Annotated in this window: 17 protein-coding genes; 11 read left to right on the forward strand and 6 right to left on the reverse strand. The window is 69.3% G+C overall.

What is annotated here, in order from left to right; genetic code table 11:
* The first annotated feature begins 35 nt into the window (after window positions 1-35).
* Complete coding sequence (locus Ate02nite_RS46375; RefSeq protein WP_239148214.1) at window positions 36-980, forward strand: thioredoxin family protein; 945 nt, start codon at window positions 36-38, stop codon at window positions 978-980.
* Here Ate02nite_RS46375 and Ate02nite_RS46380 read toward each other — a convergent pair.
* Window positions 967-1,635: a response regulator gene (locus Ate02nite_RS46380; RefSeq protein ID WP_203814386.1), complete on the reverse strand. Its 669-nt coding sequence runs from the start codon at window positions 1,633-1,635 to the stop codon at window positions 967-969. The two genes, Ate02nite_RS46375 and Ate02nite_RS46380, sit on opposite strands and share 14 nt — an antisense overlap.
* A gap of 134 nt (window positions 1,636-1,769) precedes the next feature.
* On the opposite strand from Ate02nite_RS46380, the gene Ate02nite_RS46385 reads away from it, so the two are divergent.
* Complete coding sequence (locus Ate02nite_RS46385) at window positions 1,770-2,201, forward strand: universal stress protein (RefSeq protein ID WP_203814387.1); 432 nt, start codon at window positions 1,770-1,772, stop codon at window positions 2,199-2,201.
* On the opposite strand, the gene Ate02nite_RS46390 is transcribed toward Ate02nite_RS46385, so the two are convergent.
* Window positions 2,148-2,990 carry a PaaX family transcriptional regulator gene (locus Ate02nite_RS46390; protein ID WP_239148215.1) on the reverse strand — a complete coding sequence of 281 codons (843 nt, stop codon included), beginning with the start codon at window positions 2,988-2,990 and terminating at the stop codon, window positions 2,148-2,150. The two genes, Ate02nite_RS46385 and Ate02nite_RS46390, sit on opposite strands and share 54 nt — an antisense overlap.
* Before the next feature lie 118 nt (window positions 2,991-3,108).
* On the opposite strand from Ate02nite_RS46390, the gene Ate02nite_RS46395 reads away from it, so the two are divergent.
* The 7 genes from Ate02nite_RS46395 (at window position 3,109) to Ate02nite_RS46425 (ending at window position 10,437) form a co-directional block, all read left to right on the forward strand.
* Window positions 3,109-4,287, forward strand: a complete 1,179-nt coding sequence (locus tag Ate02nite_RS46395) for an ABC transporter substrate-binding protein (RefSeq protein ID WP_203814388.1) — start codon at window positions 3,109-3,111, stop codon at window positions 4,285-4,287.
* 4 nt (window positions 4,288-4,291) lie between these two features.
* The gene (locus Ate02nite_RS46400) at window positions 4,292-5,056 is read left to right on the forward strand and encodes an ABC transporter ATP-binding protein (protein WP_203814389.1); all 765 of its coding nucleotides are present in this window, start codon (window positions 4,292-4,294) and stop codon (window positions 5,054-5,056) included.
* Window positions 5,053-5,709, forward strand: a complete 657-nt coding sequence (locus Ate02nite_RS46405; RefSeq protein WP_203814390.1) for an ABC transporter ATP-binding protein — start codon at window positions 5,053-5,055, stop codon at window positions 5,707-5,709. The genes Ate02nite_RS46400 and Ate02nite_RS46405 overlap by 4 nt, the downstream gene beginning before the upstream one ends.
* Window positions 5,709-6,551 (forward strand): branched-chain amino acid ABC transporter permease, encoded by an 843-nt coding sequence (locus Ate02nite_RS46410; protein WP_203814391.1) that lies wholly within the window; start codon window positions 5,709-5,711, stop codon window positions 6,549-6,551. The genes Ate02nite_RS46405 and Ate02nite_RS46410 overlap by 1 nt, the downstream gene beginning before the upstream one ends.
* Entirely contained in the window at window positions 6,548-7,483 is a 936-nt protein-coding gene (locus tag Ate02nite_RS46415) for a branched-chain amino acid ABC transporter permease (protein ID WP_203814392.1), read from the forward strand. The genes Ate02nite_RS46410 and Ate02nite_RS46415 overlap by 4 nt, the downstream gene beginning before the upstream one ends.
* Entirely contained in the window at window positions 7,480-8,772 is a 1,293-nt protein-coding gene (locus Ate02nite_RS46420; RefSeq protein ID WP_203814393.1) for an alpha/beta fold hydrolase, read from the forward strand. The genes Ate02nite_RS46415 and Ate02nite_RS46420 overlap by 4 nt, the downstream gene beginning before the upstream one ends.
* A 123-nt stretch (window positions 8,773-8,895) precedes the next feature.
* A complete protein-coding gene (locus Ate02nite_RS46425) occupies window positions 8,896-10,437 on the forward strand; it encodes a M4 family metallopeptidase (RefSeq protein ID WP_203814394.1) in 1,542 nt (513 codons plus the stop codon).
* Between the two features lie 43 nt (window positions 10,438-10,480).
* Here Ate02nite_RS46425 and Ate02nite_RS46430 read toward each other — a convergent pair whose 3' ends face one another.
* The gene (locus Ate02nite_RS46430) at window positions 10,481-10,891 is read right to left on the reverse strand and encodes a universal stress protein (protein WP_203814395.1); all 411 of its coding nucleotides are present in this window, start codon (window positions 10,889-10,891) and stop codon (window positions 10,481-10,483) included.
* Between the two features lie 48 nt (window positions 10,892-10,939).
* Here Ate02nite_RS46430 and Ate02nite_RS46435 point away from each other — a divergent pair, with 48 nt between their 5' ends.
* Together Ate02nite_RS46435 and Ate02nite_RS46440 are read left to right on the forward strand one after the other, a co-directional pair.
* Window positions 10,940-12,325 (forward strand): APC family permease, encoded by a 1,386-nt coding sequence (locus tag Ate02nite_RS46435; RefSeq protein ID WP_203814396.1) that lies wholly within the window; start codon window positions 10,940-10,942, stop codon window positions 12,323-12,325.
* A gap of 170 nt (window positions 12,326-12,495) precedes the next feature.
* Window positions 12,496-14,679 (forward strand): DUF6055 domain-containing protein, encoded by a 2,184-nt coding sequence (locus Ate02nite_RS46440; RefSeq protein WP_203814397.1) that lies wholly within the window; start codon window positions 12,496-12,498, stop codon window positions 14,677-14,679.
* 964 nt (window positions 14,680-15,643) lie between these two features.
* Here Ate02nite_RS46440 and Ate02nite_RS46445 read toward each other — a convergent pair.
* The 3 genes from Ate02nite_RS46445 to Ate02nite_RS46455 all read right to left on the reverse strand — a co-directional run bounded on the left by Ate02nite_RS46445 (window position 15,644) and on the right by Ate02nite_RS46455 (window position 20,605).
* The gene (locus tag Ate02nite_RS46445) at window positions 15,644-18,559 is read right to left on the reverse strand and encodes an MGH1-like glycoside hydrolase domain-containing protein (protein ID WP_239148216.1); all 2,916 of its coding nucleotides are present in this window, start codon (window positions 18,557-18,559) and stop codon (window positions 15,644-15,646) included.
* A gap of 187 nt (window positions 18,560-18,746) precedes the next feature.
* The gene (locus Ate02nite_RS46450; RefSeq protein WP_203814399.1) at window positions 18,747-19,370 is read right to left on the reverse strand and encodes a hypothetical protein; all 624 of its coding nucleotides are present in this window, start codon (window positions 19,368-19,370) and stop codon (window positions 18,747-18,749) included.
* Window positions 19,367-20,605: a DUF3500 domain-containing protein gene (locus Ate02nite_RS46455; protein WP_239148217.1), complete on the reverse strand. Its 1,239-nt coding sequence runs from the start codon at window positions 20,603-20,605 to the stop codon at window positions 19,367-19,369. Before Ate02nite_RS46455 ends, Ate02nite_RS46450 begins: the two co-directional genes overlap by 4 nt.
* Window positions 20,606-20,640: the final 35 nt, after the last annotated feature.

Raw genomic sequence — 20,640 nt, forward strand, 5'->3', positions numbered from 1 at the left:
TTGTGCGCGGCGCGGCGCGGGTGGAGGCTGAGGGCGTGACCGGAAGCCCTCAGTTGCCGCCGCTCAGCGGGGCCGGTGCGTGGCTCAACTCGCGGCCGCTGCTGCCCGAAGAACTGCGCGGCCGCGTCGTACTGGTCAATTTCTGGACGTTGACCTGCATCAACTGGCTGCGCCAGGAACCCTACGTGCGAGCCTGGTCGCAGGCCTACCGCCACGACGGCCTGCTGGTGATCGGCGTGCACACGCCGGAGTTCTCGTTCGAGCACGACGTCGCCGGCGTGAAACGCGCGGTGCAGGAACGGGAGATCGACTACCCGGTCGCGGTCGACAGCGACTACGCGATCTGGTCGGCCTTCGACAACCACTACTGGCCCGCGCTCTACTTCGCCGATCGGGACGGTGCGCTGCGCGACTTCCACTTCGGAGAGGGCCGCTACGAGGAGTCGGAGCGCCGGATCCAGCGGCTGCTCGGCATTCACCGGGAGCCCACCGCGGTGCGTGCGCTCGGCGTCGAGGCGCCGGCCGATTGGGACCATTTGCGTACGCCGGAGACCTACCTCGGCACTGCCCGGGGCGAACGGTTCGCGTCGCCGGGTGGGGCTCGCGACGGCTCGCACACTTACGCGCCGCCGGGCTACCTCGACTTCAACGACTGGGCACTCGACGGCGTCTGGACGGTCGGCCGGGAAAGCGTCGAGCTCGACGAGGCCGGCGGCAGCATCGGCTTCCGTTTCCAGGCCCGCGACGCCCACGTCGTGCTGGCTCCGGCCGGCGAGGATCCCATCCCGTTCCGGCTCTTCGTCGACGGCGAGCCGCCGGGCGAGAACCACGGCGCGGACGTCGACGAGCAGGGCCACGGCGTGCTCGGTCCCGGCCGCCTCTACCAGCTGTTCCGCGAGCGCGAGAAGGTCCGCGAACGCACCCTGGAGATCACCTTCGCGGAGCCGGGTGCGCGGGCCTACTCGTTCACCTTCGGCTGACGACCAGGCCGGTCTCGTACGCGAAGACCACCAGCTGAGCCCGGTCGCGGGCGCCGGTCTTCATCATCGCGCGGTTGACGTGGGTCTTCGCGGTGGCGGTGCTGATCCCGAGCCGGTCGGCGATCTCGTTGTTGGCCAGTCCGGTGCCGACCAGCGCGGTGATCTCCCGCTCCCGGCCGGTCAGCACGCCCAGCGCGGCCTCGCCGGTCACCGCGCCGGGGTCGGGCTGGGCCAGGAAACGTTCGATCAGGGCGGTGGTCGCGCTCGGTGACAGCAGCGATTCGCCGGCCGCTATCACCCGTACGGCCTGAAGAAGCTCGCCGGGATCGACTCCCTTGCCCAGGAAGCCGGAGGCGCCGGCGCGCAGCGCGGCGACGACGATGTCGTCGGTGTCGAACGTGGTCAGGACCAGCACGCGCACGCCGGCCAGGTCCTCGTCGCCGGTGATCCGGCGGGTGGCCTCGATGCCGTCCATGCCGGGCATCCGGATGTCCATCAGGATCAGGTCGGCGCGGGACGAGCGGGCCAGCGCCACCGCCTCCTCGCCGGAGGCGGCCTCACCGACCACCGTGATGTCCGGTTCGCCGTCGAGCAGCAGACGGAAGGTGGCCCGCAGCAGGGCCTGGTCATCGGCGAGAAGCACCCGGATGGTCACCCGACCATTCTGGCCCGGTTCAGGGCGTCCCGTCGGTACCGCAGGTGCGGTACGAGGAAAGTTCCCGATGGGCAATGTTTCGCGATGGGAACGGAGCTATTGCTGAACGGTTACCGTCGCGATAACGTCCGAGCATGGACGGTCCCAGCGCGATCTTGGTGGGCGTCGACGGCTCGGCGACCTCGATGCGGGCGGCGGCCTATGCCGTGGGGCTGGCCCGGCGGCAGCGCTGCAAACTGGTCGCCGTCTACGTGCGGTCCCTGCCCTCGGCGATCATGCCGCTGGCCGATCTCGGCGGCGGCGCCACCACCACGCTGATCGCCACCCACGACGACGTCGAGAAGGAGCTGCGGGCCTCGATCGGGCTGTGCGCCGAGATGGCGGTCGACGCCCGGCTGGTCGTCCGCACCGGCGAGCCCTACGCCGAGCTGCTCGACGTGGCCCGGGAGATCCAGGCCGACGCGGTGATCGTCGGCCGGTCCGCGCAGGCGCTGCACCGGTTCGCCGGTTCGCTAGCCACCAAGCTGGTCCGCTGCGGCCGCTGGCCGGTCACTGTCGTCCCCTGACAGCGCCGGCACGGTCTCCAGCAACCCGGCCGCGATCGTGGCGGCCGGGCCGGCCAGCTGCTGGTTGAGGCGGAAGAACAGCTCCTGGGCCGCAACCGCGGGCCACGACTGCGGCAGATGCGGCATCGGCAGCCGGGGATCGCGGCGGATGATCTGCAGCCAGTCGGTGACCAGGTGCAGCTTGGCCGCGAGCGGGTCGGCCGGTATCGCGGAGCCTTCCCAGCGCGTACCGAAATCGGTGTATCGGGCCGCCAGGGCCGGCAGGTCGTAGGCCCCGGCGATCATCTCGGTGACGTCGGTGGAGGCGTCGGCCCGCGCGTGGAAGACCCGGATGTGCGGGCCGAGGGCCAGCACCGACTCAATCTCCGGGGTGCCCGGGGCGATCCACAGTCCGCCCTGCACCGGGCCGAACCCGGCCCAGGCCAGCGCGGCCCGCAGGTCGTGCCGTTCGCGCTGGCGCTCGCCGGGCAGTGAGAACGCGAGCAGCGTCCAGGTGCCGTCCCAGTCGTGGTTGACCGCGCCGGTCTGCCACAGCCGCACCGCGCCGTCGTGCAGCACCCGCACCGAGCGGCCGGTCAGTCCGAAGTACATGCGGCGGCCGTGCCGCTGCCGGCGCAGCAGGCCGCGGGCGGTCATCCGGGTCAACGTGGACCGGGTCGCCTCCTCGGAGATTCCGGCGCGCGCGAGCACCTCGATGACGCTTCCGGAGTAGACACACACGCCCTGGTCGAGGACGTGATCACCCAGGAACGTCAGCATGATCGCCGAGGCAGCCGGTGACGGGGGCACGTCGCGCACAGTACCGGCGTTGTTAGCGGCATGTGCTGTGATGTCGGGCAATTTATTGACCAGCGTCAAATTCGCGCCTAACTTGACGACACCCGCTCCTGAGTACACGGAGGTACTCATGCGACGCCTCACAGCGCTCCTCCTCTTGCTTTCCGCGTTTCTGGCCGCCTGCAGCAACGACTCACCGTCCACCGAGGACAAGCTGAAGGTCGGCCTGATCGTGTCGCTGACCGGCAACTACGCACCGCTCGGCAGCGAGGACAAGAAGTCCGTCGAGCTGGCCGTCCAACAGCTCAACGACGCCGGCGGCCTGCTCGGCCGTCAGGTCGAACTGATCGTGCGCGACGACAAGAGCCAGCCCGAGCAGTCCGTGCTCAGCTTCAACGAGCTCAAGGGCAGCGGGGTCATCGCGGTGATCGGCTCGCCGTTCTCCAACTCGGCGCTGGCCACCATCCCGCAGGTGGATCGGGCCAAGATCCCCTACATCTCGCTGACCCCCGCCGACGAACAGATCAAACCCATCCATCCGTACGTCTTCGTAGTGCCCGCCACCTCCGCGACCTACGCCGATCGCATCCTGCAGTACTACCAGTCGCAGAAGATCAGCAAGGTAGCCGTGGCGCACGACAACCGCAGCTCGTACGCCAACGCGGGCGCCGCCGGCATGGAGGCCAAGGCCGCCCAGTACGGCATCACGCTGGTAGCCGGCGAGCAGTTCCAGACCTCAACCACCGAGTTCAGCGCGGTCATCAACAACATCAAGACCTCCGGCGCGCAGGCCCTGACGGTCTGGGCGACCGGCCCACCGGCGGTAGCCTTCGCCAAGCAGTACGCCACGGCCGGCGCCGGCCTGCCGCTGATGTTCACCGGCGCCCAGGCCAGCACGCTCTGGCTCAAGCCGACCGGCGCCGCCGCCGAGGGCGTGTTCGTGGCCAGCTCGATCGCCGTGGTCGGCGATTCCCTGCCGGCCGGCCCGCAGAAGACCGCCATCGACGAGCTGGCCAAGCCGTTCACCACCCAGCACGGCTATCCGCCACCGCAGTTCGCCGCCGACGGTTACACCGGTTTCAAGCTGCTGACCGCCGCGGTCAAGGCAGCGAACGGCACCGACCCGGAGAAGATCCGCACGGCGTTCGAGGCCCTGTCCTTGACCACCCCGAACGGCACGTACAAGTACAGCCCCACCGACCACGCCGGCCTGACCGCCGACTACATCTCCATCAACGTGGTGAAGGCCGGCGCGTTCCAGCCCACCGACTGGGCAAAGGAAAAGCTAGCCGCAGTAGCCGGCGGGTGAGGGCGTGCCCGCACTGCTGACGGTGTCCGGGGCGACCCGGCGGTTCGGCGGCGTCTATGCCCTGCGCGACGTCGATCTCGACGTCGCGCCGGGCGAGACGCACGCCGTGATCGGCCCGAACGGCGCCGGCAAGTCCACCCTGTTCAAGCTGATCGGCGGCCAGCTGGTCGCCACCGCCGGCACCATCGCCTACGACGGCGAGCGCATCGACCGGCTCGCCCCGCACCGCCGGGCCCGCCGCGGCATCGCCATCGCCTTCCAGGACTCACCGGTGTTCCGGGGCATGTCCGTCGCCGAGAACGTCATGGTCGGCGCCCACGCGATAACCTCGGCCGGCCCGATGTCGGCGATCCTCCGCCTGCCGCGCCACCGCCGGGAGGAGACCCGGATCCGCGGGCTGGCCGCACAGGCCTTGGACCGGGCCGGCCTGTCGCCCTGGGCGGATCAACCCGCCGAGTCGCTGCCACTCGGCCGCCAGCGGGCCTTGCAGGTGGCGAGGGCACTGTGCGGCGCCCCGCGCCTGCTGCTGCTCGACGAACCGGCATCCGGCCTGCGCGGCCCGGAACGCTCCGCCCTGGCCGCCCTGATCGAACAGCTGCGCGGCGAGGGTTTGTCCATCCTGCTGGTCGAGCACGACGTCGCGTTCGTGGCCCGCCTCGCCGACCGGGTAACCGTCCTCGACCTCGGCCAGGTCATCGCGAGCGGCCCGTTCGCCGAGATCCGTACCGACTCCGCCGTGGTCGCCGCCTACCTCGGCGGGCCCACATGATCGAGGCTCGGGATCTGGTTGTGCGGTATGGGGCGGCTACCGCTCTCGACGGGGTCAGCGTCTCGGTTCGGGCCGGGGAGATGGTCGCGCTGATCGGGGCCAACGGGGCCGGGAAGACCACGCTGGTCAACACCGTGTGCGGGATTCTCCGGCCGGCGGCGGGGGAGTTGCGCACCAGCGGGCGGCTGGCGCTCGTGCCGGAGGGGCGGCATCTGTTCGGGCCGCTCACCGTGGACGACAACCTGCGGCTCGGGGCGTGGCGGGACCGGAAGAACCGGGACACCGGGCACATCTATCAGCTTCTGCCGGAGTTGGTGCCGCTGCGGAAGCAGGTGGCCGGGCGGTTGTCCGGTGGGCAGCAGCAGATGGTCGCGCTGGGGCGGGCGCTGATGGGCCGGCCGGACGTCCTGGTCATCGACGAGATGTCGCTCGGCCTCGCCCCGCGCGTTGTCGAGAACCTCGCCGGGCATCTGCGACAGCGGCACGCCGAAGGGCTCGCGGTGCTGCTCATCGAGCAGAACGCGCGGCTCGCGCTCGACCTCTGCTCCCGCGCCTACGTCCTGGAGGCGGGCCGGGTGGTCGCCGAAGGACCGTCCGCCGAGCTGGCCGGAAGCACCGAGGTCGCCACCGCCTACCTGGGCCTGGAGTCCTGATGGGGGAGCTGGCGCAATATCTCGTTACCGGGGTTGGGCTGGGGTGTGCCTATGCGCTTACCGGGAGCGGGCTTGTGGTCATCTATCGGGTCACTCGGGTGGTCAACTTTGCGCAAGGCAGCTTTGCCGTGCTCGGTGCGCTCACCGTTACCACGCTGCTTGCGGCCGGACTGCCGCACGGCGTCGCCGAAGGGCTCGGGGTGCTGCTCGCCGGGCTTGTCGGGGTGCTTGTCGGGGTGGTCGCTACCGGTAAGCCTGGGACCACGCCTCAAGCCGGGCTGATCGTCACGCTTGGGCTTGGGGTCTTCGCGTACGCGGTGGAGATTTTCTTCTGGGGGGATCAGCCGCGGTCGTTTCCTGGGCTGCCGGGGGCGGTCGGCGGGATTCAGACGCACTACCTGCTGATCATCGGGGTTACCGCCGTGGTGCTCGGCGCCACCGCTCTGCTGTTTGCCCGGACGGACCTTGGGCGGGCGCTCACCGCTACCGCGGCCGACCCCTATGCCGCGCGGGCCGTCGGGATCGACGTCGTGCGGATGGGGCTGTTCGCGTTTGCGGTTGGCGGGGCGCTCGGTGGGCTCGCCGGGGTGCTGATCACGCCGGTGCAGCAGGTTTCGTTCGACAGTGACGTGGCGCTGGTGGTCAGCGGGTTCTCGGCGGCCATCCTGGGGAACCTCACCCGGCCCGGACTCACCCTTGTCGGTGGCCTGCTTCTCGGGGTCGTGCAGGCGCTGGTGGGCGGGTACCTCTCCACGGCGTACCAGTCGGAAGTGGCCTTGATCTTCATGTTGGTTGTCTTGATCGCCCGAGCGGGACGCCGCGATCTGGTGGAGGCGGCATGAAGTGGGCCTATGCGGTCGCGGCGGTTGGTGCGCTCGTGCTTCCGGTGGTGCTTGCGCCGGGGCAGTTGACCGTATTCATCCTGCTCGGACTGTCCGCTATGGCGGTCGTCGGGCTGTCGCTGCTGATGGGCTATGCCGGTCAGGTGTCGCTGGGGCAGGCGGCGTTCACGGCTCTGGGGGCGTACACCTCGGGTCTTCTTTCTCTGCATCACGCGCCGCCGCTGCTTGCCCTGGTCGCGGCGCCGGTTGCGGCGGCCCTGGCCGCTGTTGTGGTTGGCGTTCCCATTCTGCGGCTGCGCGGGCATCAGCTCGCCTTTGCCACCCTTGCCCTGCAGATTCTGCTGCTGTCGGTGCTCAGCGGGGCGCAGTGGGCGGGTGGCGCGGTCGGGCTGCAAGGGTTGCCCTATCTGTCGGTGGGCGGGTTCGAGCTCGACCAGGACCTCGACTACGCCTACCTGGTCGTCGGCGGGGTGCTGCTGGTCAGCCTGATCGCGCATCGGCTGGTGCATTCTCGGGTCGGGCGGGGGCTGCGGGCGCTCGCCACGGGGGAGATGGCGGCCGAGGCCAGTGGGGTTCCGGTCGGCGCGTACCGGCTGCTGGTCTTTGCCGTCTCGGCCGCCTTCGCCGGCCTGGCCGGCGGCATCTACTGCTTCTTTCTCGGCTATCTCGCGCCGGGGTCGTTCCCAGTGTTGCTGTCGATCGAGTACGTCGTGATGGCCGTCGTCGGCGGCCTGGGCAGCATCGCCGGAGCACTCCTCGGCGCTGCCCTGATCACCGTGGTGGTGCAGCTGCTGACCAGCCTCGCCACCCAGCCGGGCATGCCCAGCTACGCGCCGAGCGTCCTGTCCTACGCCGTGTACGCGTTGCTGCTGATTGCCGTCGTCCTGTTCGTGCCGAAGGGAATCGTCCCCACCCTGCGGAGGTCATTGTGAAACGCCTCTTTTATGCGTTCTTCGCCGTCGTCCTGATTCTTCTTCTTCCGGCCGCTCCCGCTCGGGCCGCCACCCACTACAGCGGAACCCTCGACGACGGCGCGACCTGGATCGCCGACGTCCCCGAGGACTGGAACGGCACGCTCGTGCTCTACAGCCACGGGTTCGGGACGCTGACGGCGGCCGACGCGCCCAACCCGGCGACTCAGCAGGCTCTGCTCGACCGGGGCTACGCGCTCGTCGGCTCGTCCTACGACCCGAACGGCTCGCTATGGGCCCTGGCCAGCGCGGCCCGCGACCAGTTCGCTTCTTTGTCGGCTTTATCCCGACTTGTTGGGAAGCCGAAGATCACCATCGCGCTCGGTGTCTCGATGGGCGGGCTGATCAGCACCCAGGAGGCCGAGCGGGCCGGGCATCGCCTCGACGCGGCGGTCTCCACCTGCGGCCTGCTCGGCGGGGGTGTCGACCTGAACAACTATCAGCTGGACGGCGAGTACGCGCTGAGCCGGCTGCTCGGTGGGAATGTCCAACTTGTCGACTACGCGAGCCCGGCCGAGGGTGCGGCCGCCGCCGGTCAGCTGTCGGCGCTGGCCACCGCGGCCCGGGACACCGCCGCCGGCCGGGCCCGGGTCGCCCTCGGTACCGCACTGCTCAACATGCCGACCTGGTCGGCCGGGCAGGCCACGCCGCCGACGGACGCGGCCGGCATCGCCCAGGCCCAGTACGACTGGCTGGTGACGACCCTGCCGTTCATCGTGCCGTCCCGGTATTTCATCGAGCTCAGCGCGGGTGGTAACGCCTCCTGGAACGCCGGGGTCAACTACGCCGCGCTGCTGGCCCGGTCGCCCTACCGGTCGACCGTGGAGACGCTCTACCGTGCCGCCGGACTCTCGCTGACCGCCGACCTCAAGGACCTGACCCGGCACGCGTCCGTTCACGCCGAACCCGCCGCACTCAGGTCGTTGACCCGCACCTCGACCGTCACGGGGCGGCTCGACGTGCCGATGCTGACCATGCACACGCTCTACGACCAGCTCGCCCCGGTCGAGTACGAGAACCGCTACGCCCAGCAGGCTCGGGGCCCGCTGCTGCGGCAGTCGTATGTGAACCGGCGCGGCCACTGCGCGTTCGTGCCATCGGAATTCCTGGCCGCGATCCGGGCCGCCGAGCACCGTGTGCGTACCGGTCACTGGTCTCTTGACCTGCAGAAGGACGCCCTGAGCCTGGGCTTGGGCGACGGGCCGGCGTTCGTCGGGTTCCGGCCGGGACAGTTCGTCAGTCATCGATGACATACCGCTCTGATACCTATCATACTGATATGCCGGAAAGGGTTTCGGTCATCGAAGTAATCAAAGATCATCGATCGCACCCGCCTTTGCATCCCCCGCACGGGCGGAGAAGGAGTACGCGAGATGATCCGAACCACAAAGGCTGTCGCCGTCGGTACCGCGACGGTAGTGGCCGCGGCCCTGGCGGCCGGGCCGGCTCAGGCCGCCCAGCCGACGGCGCCGACCGCCGCGCAGATCCAGGCGGCCGCCGCGAACGGCGCTGACGCGCTGATCGCCGCGAAGCCGGCCGCCCTGCACGCCAGCACCCTGGACACGTTCCAGCGGCGTCAGGTGATCAGCTCGGCCGGGCACAACTACGTGCCGTTCACCCGGTCGTACAAGGGCCTGCAGGTCGACGGCGGTGACCTGGTCGTCGCCACCGACGCCAGCGGCAAGGTCACCTACACCTCGGTCGCGCAGACCAGCCCGATCGGTGAGCTGTCGGTCATCCCGAAGATCACCGACGCGGCGGCGCTGGCTACTGCCAAGAAGCAGCTCAAGTCGGTCGCCGGCGTCGAGGGCACCAAGCTCGTCGTGGTCACTTCCGAGGATGCGGCCGCCCGCCTGGCGTGGCAGTCGACGATCAACGGCACCAGCGCCGAGGGCGTCAGCCGGCTGACCGTCAACGTGGACGCCCAGACCGGTGCGGTGCTCGGCACCAAGGAGCACGTCACCAACGTGACCGGCACCGGCAACGGCTGGATCTACGGCTCGGTCTCGCTCGACACCACGCTGTCCGGCTCGACGTACCTGCTGCAGGACCCGTCGCACACGACGGTCAAGGCGCAGAACGCAACCGGAAATGCCACCTTCTCCGGTACGGACAACGTGTGGGGCAACGGCGTCGGCACCAACCGGGAGTCCGGCGGCGTGGACGCGTTCTACGTGGCGCAGAAGCAGTACGCGATGCTGTCCTCGTGGCTCGGCCGTAACGGTCAGAACGGTTCCGGCGGCGCGTGGCCGATCCGGGTCGGCCTGAACGACCAGAACGCGTACTACGACGGCACCCAGGTGCAGATCGGTAAGAACACCGCCGGTCAGTGGATCGCGTCGGCCGACGTGGTGGGTCACGAGCTGGGCCACGGCATCGACGACAACACCCCGGGCGGCATCTCGGCCAAGGGCACCCAGGAGTTCGTGGCCGACACGTTCGGTGCGGCCACCGAGTGGTACATCAACAGCCCGAACGACGCCCCCGACTACCTGGTGGGTGAAGAGGTCAACCTGGTTGGCTCGGGTGCGATCCGGAACATGTACAACCCGTCGGCGCTGGGTGACTCCAACTGCTACACCAGCAGCACCCCGACCGGCGAGGTGCACGCCGCGGCCGGTCCCGGTAACCACTGGTTCTACCTGCTCGCGCAGGGCACCAGCGGCAACGGTCAGCCCGCGTCGACGACCTGTAACAGCACCACGATCACCGGCCTCGGCATCCAGAAGGCCATCAAGATCATGTACAACGCGATGCTGCTGAAGACCTCGGCGTCGTCGTACCTGAAGTACCGCGTGTGGACGCTGCAGGCCGCGAAGACCCTGTACCCGAGCAGCTGCACCGAGTTCAACGCGGTCAAGGCCGCGTGGACCGCGGTGAGCGTGCCGGCCCAGACCGGCGAGCCCACCTGCTGATAGTTGCTTCGCCAGGGGGCCGGCGTTTACGCGCCGGCCCCTTTCAGCGTGGGTGGGTCACCACCAGCACCGGGCGGGACGACAGCTTGAGCAGGTCGATCGGCACGCTGCCGAGCAGCCGCTCGGCCACCGCCGGCCGGCTGCTCGAACCGACCACGATCAGGTCGGCCCGCTGCTGCTCGGCGAAGTCGAGAATGGCCCGCACCGGCCGGCCCGGAACCACCGCCGTCTCGGCCGGGACGGACGCCGCGGCCAGCTGCCGGGCCATCCGGTCGGCCGCTTCGCGGGCCTTTCCGGAAAACACCGATCGGGGTACGGCCTCCAGGCGCTCAAGCTCAACCTCGTCGGCCGCGACCACGGCCACGGTCGCGCCGGTCTGCTTGACCAGGCTGGACACCGCGTCGGCCACCCACGGCTGATCGGCTTCCGGTTTCGCGGCCACGACGATATGCATGTGACGCAGTATTACCTTCCGACTGCGTTCCGTCGATACGCTCAGCGCATGGCCGACACCGGAACACTGAGCGAACCCACCCTCAAGCGGGTCATGGGACCGGGCCTCCTACTGCTGTTCGTGGTCGGCGACATCCTCGGCACCGGCGTCTACGCACTGACCGGCCGGGTCGCCAACGAGGTCGGCGGCGCGGTGTGGCTGCCGTTCCTGATCGCGTTCGTGGTCGCGCTGCTCACCGCGTTCAGCTACCTGGAGCTGGTCACCAAATATCCGCGGGCGGCCGGGGCCGCGCTCTACACGCACAAGGCGTTCGGCATCCACTTCCTGACGTTCATCGTCACGTTCGCGGTGATGTGCTCCGGGCTGACCTCGGCCTCCAGCGCGTCCAAGGCGTTCGCCAGCAACTTCGCCGAGGCGTTCGACCTGACCCTGGGCGACAGCTTCGCGCTGACCGCGGTGGCGCTCGGCTTCATGACCCTGGTCGCCCTGATCAACTTCCGTGGGGTCGGCGAGAGCGTCAAGCTCAACGTGCTGCTGACCTGTGTGGAACTCTCCGGCCTGCTGATCGTGATCGGCATCGGCGCCTGGGCGCTCGGCGGCGGCAACGGCGACCTGTCCCGGCTCACCGACTTCACCGCGGCCGAGGGGGAGAGCGCCTTCTTCTCGGTCACCGCGGCGACCGCGCTCGCGTTCTTCGCCATGGTCGGCTTCGAGGACTCGGTCAACATGGCCGAGGAGACCAAGGACCCGGTGCGGATCTTCCCCAAGGTCATGCTCACCGGCCTGTGCATCACCGGCGTCATCTACATCCTGGTGTCGATCTCGTCGGTGGCCCTGGTCGCGCCGGCCGAGCTGGGCGAGGGCGACGCCCCGCTGCTCAAGGTCGTGCAGGCGGGGGCGGCCGGCTTCCCGCTGTGGATCTTCGCGTTCATCACCATGTTCGCGGTCGCCAACTCCGCGCTCATCAACATGCTGATGGCCAGCCGGCTCCTGTACGGCATGGCCAACGAACGGGTGCTGCCGAAGGTCCTGGGGCGGGTGCACCGCTCACGGCGTACACCCTGGGTGGGAATTCTCTTCACTACGGCGATCGCCTTCGGGTTGATCTGGTTCGCCGATCTGACCGCCCTGGGCGGGACGACGTCGCTGCTGCTGCTCTGCGTCTTCACCGTGGTCAACATCGCGGTGCTGGTGCTGCGGCGCGACCCGGTCGAGCACGAGCACTTCAAGGCGCCCACGGTGATTCCGGTGCTGGGCGCGGTGGCCTGCGCCTATCTGGCCAGTCCGCTGTCCGGGCGCGCTGCCGACGACTACAAGGTGGCCGGGGTGCTGCTGGTCATCGGCGTGGTCCTGTGGTTGATCACCTACCTTTACAACCGGAATGTCCGGCACGAGGACACCACGATCGACCCGGCAAATATTGACAAACGTTGACGTCGATGCCGATGATGACCTCCGTCCACGCGGCCGTGTGGTGGCATTGCCGGCCGATCGTGGGTGGTTCACGACTTTGTGGGGAGTCGATGATGTGACCCCACCCTCGTTCGCACTCCTCCGGTAGTGGCCTCGCGCGGCGGCGCACCCACCCCCGAAGGACGTCTCACATGCGTCGCCTCCTGGCGGTTCTCGCGGTCCTCGCCGTCGGCCTTGTCGCCGCGCCGACCCTCGCGAAGACCGCATTCGCCGCCACCAAAACCGTTTACATCCCCGCGTCCTGGCAGAGCACCGGCGAGGTGCCCTGGGCCTCGAACCGGACGAAGGAATCGGCCAACTTCATCCTCCTCTGGGGCGAGAAGTCCGGCACGACCCCGACGAGCGCGCCGTCGCCGTACAACTTCGACCCGGACAACATCCTGTCCCAGCTGGAGTCGCTGTACTCGTACTACGTGAACACGATGAAGTTCACGACCGAGACCGGCGCCCTGGCCCAGTACAAGATCGACGTGATCGTCACCCAGACCTGGAACCGCACCGAACTCGACGCCTGGGCCACCGGCGGCAGCGCGGACGGCAAGGTCGGCGTGATCAACATCGCGCCCGCGGCCGCCCTGCCCGGATCGTGGGGCCTCGCCCACGAGCTGGGACACGTCTTCCAGAACCTGACATTCCTGGGCCGATCCGGGTACGGCTTCACCGACGCGTCGGCCGGCACGTTCTGGGAGTCCAGCGCCGAATACATGGCGATGCAGGTCTACCCCGACGGCGGGGCCGGCGACCTGACCCGGTTCCTGCGCACCGAAAACATGGCGTACTCGTCGAGCCGCCACCATTACGGCGCCTGGATGCTGATCCAGTACCTGGTCGATCGGTCCGGTGGCATTTCGATCTTCAACCGGCTCTGGAACGAGGCCCGGAACACCGAGCACCCGCTGGAGACCTATCGGCGGCTGATGGGCCTAACGCAAGATCAGCTTAACTCGGAGCTGGCGGGATATGCCCAGCACCAGGTCACTTACGACTACAGCAACAAAGCACACTTCCAAACCTTCATAAACAACGTGTACGGGGCGGGCTTCCTCAACGCCTACAACGGGGTGCCCGTGGACGCGGTCAACCAGGCGGCCGGCCACTACGCGATCCCTGATGCGCTGGCCCCGTCCGACTACGGCTACAACAAGATCAAGCTGGTGCCGTCGTCCTCCGGCGCGCTCGTCCGGCTGCACTTCAAGGGGCACGTGAACAGTGCGGCCGGTTCCGGCTGGAGCTACGGGTTCGTCGCGGTGAAGAACGGCACCCCGCGCTACGGCACGGTGTCGACGGCCGCCGACGGCCAGATCTCGTTCCAGCTCGAGGCCGGCGAGACCGAGGTCTACCTGGTGGTGCTGGGCGCGCCGTCGTCGGTGCACCACTACGGCTTCCTGGACGGATACACCAAGAACTACCGCTACCCGTACGAGTTCACCGTCTCGGGCGCGGTGCCGTCCGGCTACGAGCCCGGCTACACCAAGCCGGCCGCGACCGGGGGCGGCCACTGGCACACCAACGGCGGCGGCTGGGTCTCCAACAGCGCCACGGTCGCGTCCACCGCCTATGTGGGCCCGCGGGCGGCGGTCTACGGCAACAGCACGGTCTCCGGCAACGCTCGCATCGAGGGCCTGGCCTGGGTGAACTCCGGCGCCACGATCACCGGCAACGCGGTGGTCCGGGACAACGCCCTGATCCAGGGCGGCGCGAACCTGTCCGGCTCGATCGTGGTGGGCGGCGACGCCGAGTTGGCGACGACGTGCAGCGCCGGCACCTACTTGCTGTTCAACCCGGACCGCGGTTGCGACGGCCGAACCGGCGAGACCGACATCAACCCCGGTTACTCCCGCTTCACCGACGCGGAGCTGGCCATAACCGACGGCGGCACCACCACGCCAACCGCAACCCCCACCGCCACGTCCTCCCCAACGTCCTCCCCGACGACTTCCCCAACGTCATCGCCGACCGCTTCCCCGACCGCCTCTCCGACCTCTTCGCCCACCCCGACGACGACGGCGTCTCCGGCCGTCGGCGCCTGCTCGGCGCGGCTGGCGATCGTGGGTAGCTGGACCGGCGGCTTCCAGGCCGAGGTCACGGTGACGGCCACCGCGGCCGGCACGAAGTCGTGGACGGCCGGCTGGCAGCTGGCCTCGGGCCAGCAGATCACCCAGTCGTGGAGCGCCAACGTGACCACCTCCGGCACCGCGGCCACCGCCACCAACGCCGGCTGGAACGGCACCCTGTCAGCCGGCGCCACGACAACGTTCGGCTTCCTCGCCAACGGCACGGCCAGCACCCCCACCCTCAACTGCTCCGCCACCTGATGGGGCCTGGGGCCGCCGGAGTGATCCGGCGTCCCCGAGCACCAGTACGAGCGCCGCCTCGTGCGCGCAAATCCGCAATGACCGACTTGCGCCGGGAGGGGCGCCAAGGGTGGGGAGTTGCTGTCAGCTCCGAGCGGTAACTCCGCAAGATCGGCGTTGGTCGCGCTCTCGCGCGAGGCGCAGGCCGGCAGCGGTGCGCTGCCGGCCTGCGCGGCTTACGTGTGCGTGGGTTCGGCCTTGGACCGCTTCGCGCAACCGATCCCCTCCCGCGAAACGGCCTTGGACCGCTTCGCGGGAGGGGAACGGTTGCGTGTGAGATCGCTATGCCCGAATAGGCGGCCACCCCGAGCCGCATCACGTCCCACGGCTGCCCCTCAAACCGCCCATGACCGATTTGCGCCTGGTGAGCGGCCAAGGGTGCGGAGTTGCTGTCAGCTCCTAGCGGGAATTCCGCAAGATCGGCGTTGGTGGCGCCCTCGCGCAAGGCGGAGGCCGGCAACGGCGCGCTGCCAGCCAGGGTGGCTTACGCGTGCATGGGTGCGACTTGGTGTCGCTTCGCGGGAGAGGGCGCGGAACGCCGTGCCCGACAAACCGCCCATGCCGGATATGACCAGGCGGGTCCTTCGGCGGCCGCGCTCCTGCACCCCAAGCATGTCGACTTCCTGTTCGGAGCAAACAGGAGATCTCCAAGATCGCGTCTCGCTGCACCGAAGATCGAGCACCGCCGCCGAGCCTGCCCGGTGTCATCCGGCGGCTTAGCACTGCTCACCTATACGCGCTGCTCTGCGTACCTATACGCGCCAAAGGCGCGCTTACCTCGGGTGAGCAGAGCAGCGCGTATAGGTACGCAGAGCAAAGGCCCTGCAGGTCGCTACCGGCGTCCGGCCCAACCGGTCTGGACGGCGCTTCGCGGGCTGTCCTCCTCTTTTCGCGAGTGGGGTGCGGGGCCGGGCCCGGCCGTTGGTTAGCGGGAGCGGATGGTGACTCGGTCCAGGGCCAGGGAACCTGCGTCCAGACGCAGGCCGAAAGCCGGGGACCAGCCGGTGGGGACGACTGCGCCGATCGGGGCGGTGTGGATCAGCGTCCACTGGGAGTCGTGTTGCAGCCAGGTGGTCAGTTTGCCGGAGCGGGACACGACCGCGAAGCGGTCGCCTGGGGCCCAGCGGACTGCGGCGCAGCAGCCGCCGGTGGCGTCCGGGTAGCCGGTTCCGTTTACCCGCACGTCGGCGCCGGAGCTGGCGAAATGGTTGTTGTACCAGGCCAGGGCGTTGCTGCTGTCGCCGGCGGACAGGCCCAGGAACAGGCTGTCCTCGGGGGATGAACCGGCGAAGCGGGACGGCTCGACGATGATCGCGGTGCCGGCCGGGGCGGCGGTGACCGGCGCGGCCAGCACGGCGAACGCCCGGGTGTCCGCGGCGGCCGTCAGTAGTCCTGAGCCGCTGGTCAGGCGGGGTGACGGCTCGGCCGCCGGGTGGTCGATGCGGTAGGCCGCCAGGCGGTCGGTGGAGAAGTCGTCGTCCCAGGCGATCGTCGGGTAGTCGGCCGGGTCGAACTGGTAGCGGGTGGGCAGCAGGGCGCTGTTCACCCCGGCGGCCGACCGGGCGATCGCACGGATCGGCAGGCCGGCCGCGGGATCGGCGTCGGCGGGCACGGTGACCTGCCAGGTAGTCGTCACGGCCGGGCCGAACCGGCGGGTGGCCACGGCGCGAGCCGTCCAGCCACGCGGCACCTCAAGGCTGGTCCGAACGTCGGCCGCGGCCCGGCTGCGTACAGCTGCGGTAGTTGTCAGCCGGGTGTGGACGGTGACTGTTCGGGCGGCGTCTATGGGCAGCGAGGTCTCGGTGAAGGCTACCGACACCGCTGGGTCGGGCTGGCGGATCAGCTGTAGGGCGGTCAGGCCGGTTGCGCCTCCGTCGGTGCGGGAGGCAACTACTCGTAGGCGGTCGGTGGTTATCGGAGGGCTGATCAGGATGCTGTTTATTCGGCGGGCGGCGGGGGTGGTGGGGGTTCGGGTCTGGCCGGGGACGTCGCGCCAAGTGCCGGCCGTGTCTTGGTACTGCAAGGCGTACGAGTCGGGGACTCGGACTCCGCCGCCGTCGTCGTAGAAATCTAGGCGTACGTCCGAGACGGCCGTGGCCGCGCCCAGGTCTACCGCCAGCCAGTCGCTTCGGTTTGGGGAGCCGTATGTGGTCCAGCGGGTGGAGGGGACGTCCAGGTGGAAGTTCTGGCCGTCGATGGCGTTGGCGGCGGTGTCGCCGTGCCAGGTGTAGGAGGCGGTCGCGGCCGGATAGCCCGTCTCGGCGACGTTGGCGGCGTCGTCGACCAGTTCCGGCTGGGCCGAGATGACCGCGGCGGGAACGGCCACTGTCACGTCGCCCAGCGTGGCGCGCTGCAGGCGCTGCACGCCGTCGATCCACACGCGCAGGCCGGCTCCGCGGCCATAGCTGGTGCCGTCGCGGTCCCACACCACTGAGAGGTTGTGGCCGTGATACGCCACGTTCTCCACCGCGAAGTGCGACCAGGTCGCGGGCACCAGCGGGGCGATGCGGACCGTGTCGTTCGGCTGGGGGCGGATGCCCAGCAGGCCGGACAGGACCAGGTCGGTGTACGTGGAGTGGTTGTAGTCCTCGCTGTGGCCGGCGCCGTCGTAGATCCAGCGGTCCTCGTCGGGGTGGTGCGCCTCGGCCACGTACGGCGTGCCGTTCTTCCGCTGCGTCGCGGCGTAGTTGTGCAGCAGGGTGACGTAGTCGGCTACGCCGATGGTGGACTGCGCCGGATAGTCGAGGAGCTGGTTGGCCAGCGCGGTCAAGGTCTGGCTGGTGGCGAACGGCCAGCTCGGGCCGTCCCAGCGGCAGCAACCGGACAGCGCGTCGTGCATGAACCAAGGACTGCGCCGCTCGGTGGTGGTCGGGCCGTAGGTCGCGGCGAAACCCTGTGGGTCCTTCAGCTGCGCCCAGGCGGCAGAGTTCTGCATCGGTGCCATGTGGAAGTACCACGGGAGGTAGCCGATGAGCTCACGGTCGGCGATGCGTTGCCCATCTTTGGTCACATGCTTGTAGAACGATGTGGTGGGGTCCCATAGAACTGTCTCCGAAGCCTTCTGCAACTGTGCGGCCTCGGTGTCATAACGGGTGGCGGCTGCGTTGTCGCCGGCCCGGCGGGACAGCAGGGCCAGGGCGCGGGCGTCGCCGTACTGGTAGGCGTTGATGGTGGGGCGGAAGCCGTCGCCGCCGTGATAGGGGTCGTCGCTCTGGTACGAACTCGCGGTGAACTCCATCGCGTCCCACACCGGGGTCTGCCAGTACAGGCCGCGGGCGGCGTCGAAGTTGGTGGCCTTCCAACCCTCGTACTGCCGGGCCAGTAAAGGCAGGCGGTCGGTCAGGAAACGCCAGTCCCCGGTCACCGACGCCCGGGCCACGGCGGCGTCGACCGCCCAGAACGAATACTGGTGGGCCCAGTCGGTGGCGTTGTCGTTCAGGGCGTCGGTGGCCGGCTTCGGTCCGGAGCCCGAGCCGGTCAGCCAGTAATCGAGATAGTCGTCGAGGTAGCGGCGGTCGCGCAGCCAGCGGCCCTCGTAAAGGTGGTGGCCGGCGGCGGCGTCGATGCCACCGGACGGCGCGGAATACCCGACCGGGCCGAGGAACTCCGACACGATCCAGCCGTCGGCCGGTCCGGTGTACTTGAGCGCCTCCTTGAAGGTGCGCCACCGGTAGTAGTACGTGTCCCGGATGGTGGTGTCGGGCACGTCGACGAACGGGATGTTGGCCTCGTACCAATCCGGTTCCGGCACCGAGCCGAGCAGCGCCGAGTGGTCGAGGATCGCCGTGGTCGACCCAACCGGCGGATAGAGCGGACCGGCCGCCAGCCGACCGCTTGCCACCGGACCGGCCGCGAGGGGACCGCTTGCCAGCGGCGCGGCGGTCAGCGGGGCGGCCGCAGGCGGGGCGCCTCCCAGTGGGCCAGTCGTCAGCAACGCGGCAATCGCAACAATTCCCACCTGAGCAAACGCCATCGCACGCCTCCGCGATCGGGTATGCACGAATCCAAACAGGAGGGATCGACGAGGGTCAACGAATTGCCCGGGTGTTCCGCCTTCTCAGCCCGATCGCGCCGACGAGCCCGGCGGCGACCACAGCGGCCATCCCGGCGAACGGGCGGAAGTCGAACGAGCTGCCGAGGTCGACGGTCAGGTCGGGCACGGTCATCGTTTGCCGCTCGATGCCGATGACGCCGATCTCCGTCGAGGTGCCCCCGTCGCGCGCCGAGACCAGCACGGTGTGCGTGACGACCTGGTGCACCACGGCGTCGTAGCCGAGGCGGAAGTGCCGGACATTGCCGCCGGGCGGCGGCGTCAGCTCGGCCGAGACGAGCAACTCGCGGTACGGGCCGGTGCCGGTCTGCTCGGCGTCGCTCAGCGACACCGCGCCGATCTCGACCCGCCACGGCGTACCGGTCATGGCTTGTGGGTGGAAATGCTGGAGCAGATAGGCGCGTACGGCGGTGGGGGAAGCCGGATCGGCGCCGCTGGCGAGAGTGAAATCTTCGGCCGGTAGTTGAAGTGAAGCGGTGACCGACCGGTCGTGCACGTCCAGCGTGACGACCGTGTGCGGCATCGGATGCGCGTCGGCCGGCGCCACCGGCAGCAATGCTGCCAGGACGCCGGCCGCCGCCACGACCAACGGGCGGATCATGAGAAGGTGAACTCACCGCCGTAGTCGCGGGTGTGGTCGCGGTACACCGTGTGGTAGTGGATCTGGTCCTGGAGGACGACGCCGTTCTGGCAGACGAACTCCACCCACACGCTTGGACCGTCGATGCGCACGTAATCGGCGTGCTTGGTCAGCCCGGTCGTGCCGGACCAGCCGATGTAGGTCTTGTCGATCTCGGACTCGTACGTGCTCATCAGCGAGGTCGCGGTGGCGTCGTCGGCGTTCGCCACCCACGGCTTGATCGCGGCGAGCACGAGCTTCTTCTGCGCGGCGGTGAGCGCACTGGCCGCGAGCCCCAGCTTCTTGGCCGGGAACTGGCCGTCCTCGCCCGGCCCGACCAGCACGTCGCTGAACGACTGGGACAGCTTCGCCTTGGTCTGCTCGGCGGTGCTGAGGCTGGTGGTCATGGCCAGCATGGCGGCCTTCATGTCCTGCAGCGGCTGGTGCGTGGCGCCGATCGCGTCGGACCAGCTGGTCGGTTCGACGCCGACGAAGAACGGCGACGCGCCTTCGACCGCACCGGCCTTGTAGGTCAGGTTGACCGCCAGGTGGTGGCCGCCGAAGTGCAGCTGCCAGGCGTCGGTCGTGCTGGGCGTGCCGAGGAACGCCATGTAGTAGTTACCGCTGGAGTAGCCGCCGAGGCCGCCGCCGGAACTCCCGCCCGACATGCTCCCGCCCGACGGCATAGCCCCGCCCGGCCCGCCCGACATGCCGCCGTCGGGAGCACCGGACATGCCGCCACCAGGGTCGGCGCTGGTGTCGGTGCCGCTGCTCGCCTGCACGCTGCCCAGGTAATCGTCGGCCAGGAAGATCTCCGAGACCCGGTCGTAACCCGTGCCCGCGCCGGTCCCGAGCGCGGTCACCAGCACGCTCTTGGCCGCCGCGACCTGGTCGTCGTCGAGGGCGCTGAGCGCGATGCCGGGCCGGCAGGTGGCCCCGCACGGCAGGTTGGACCAGGCAATGACGTTGGCCTGGGTGAAGGCCAACTGCACCGACGTCTTCTCGGTGTCGTCGAGGGTCGCGAGGAACGCCTCGGACGCCTCGACCACACCGGCCACGCTCTTGTCGTACGACTTGACGGTTGCCGCGGTGGTCGAGCTGTCGTCGCCGCTGTCGTCGTTGGACCCGCAGGCGGTCACGACACCGAGCGCGAGGACCACGGACGCACCGGCCCGGAGCAGGAGGTGCCAGCGCCGGGCCGACAGGTTGCTTGTCACATGATCAACATTAGGGGGCAAAAAGGAACATTCGG

The sequence above is a fragment of the Paractinoplanes tereljensis genome, from assembly GCF_016862435.1.
Classification (GTDB): Bacteria; Actinomycetota; Actinomycetes; order Mycobacteriales; family Micromonosporaceae; genus Actinoplanes; species Actinoplanes tereljensis.

What these genes read in the sequence shown, in the direction of transcription:
- Ate02nite_RS46385 (WP_203814387.1), top strand. Translation starts at nt 1,770, where the DNA reads ATGGACGGTCCCAGCGCGATCTTGGTGGGCGTCGACGGCTCGGCGACC.
- Ate02nite_RS46395 (WP_203814388.1), top strand. Translation starts at nt 3,109, where the DNA reads ATGCGACGCCTCACAGCGCTCCTCCTCTTGCTTTCCGCGTTTCTGGCC.
- Ate02nite_RS46405 (WP_203814390.1), top strand. Translation starts at nt 5,053, where the DNA reads ATGATCGAGGCTCGGGATCTGGTTGTGCGGTATGGGGCGGCTACCGCT.
- Ate02nite_RS46410 (WP_203814391.1), top strand. Translation starts at nt 5,709, where the DNA reads ATGGGGGAGCTGGCGCAATATCTCGTTACCGGGGTTGGGCTGGGGTGT.
- Ate02nite_RS46415 (WP_203814392.1), top strand. Translation starts at nt 6,548, where the DNA reads ATGAAGTGGGCCTATGCGGTCGCGGCGGTTGGTGCGCTCGTGCTTCCG.
- Ate02nite_RS46425 (WP_203814394.1), top strand. Translation starts at nt 8,896, where the DNA reads ATGATCCGAACCACAAAGGCTGTCGCCGTCGGTACCGCGACGGTAGTG.
- Ate02nite_RS46430 (WP_203814395.1), bottom strand. Translation starts at nt 10,891, where the DNA reads ATGCATATCGTCGTGGCCGCGAAACCGGAAGCCGATCAGCCGTGGGTG.
- Ate02nite_RS46435 (WP_203814396.1), top strand. Translation starts at nt 10,940, where the DNA reads ATGGCCGACACCGGAACACTGAGCGAACCCACCCTCAAGCGGGTCATG.
- Ate02nite_RS46440 (WP_203814397.1), top strand. Translation starts at nt 12,496, where the DNA reads ATGCGTCGCCTCCTGGCGGTTCTCGCGGTCCTCGCCGTCGGCCTTGTC.
- Ate02nite_RS46450 (WP_203814399.1), bottom strand. Translation starts at nt 19,370, where the DNA reads ATGATCCGCCCGTTGGTCGTGGCGGCGGCCGGCGTCCTGGCAGCATTG.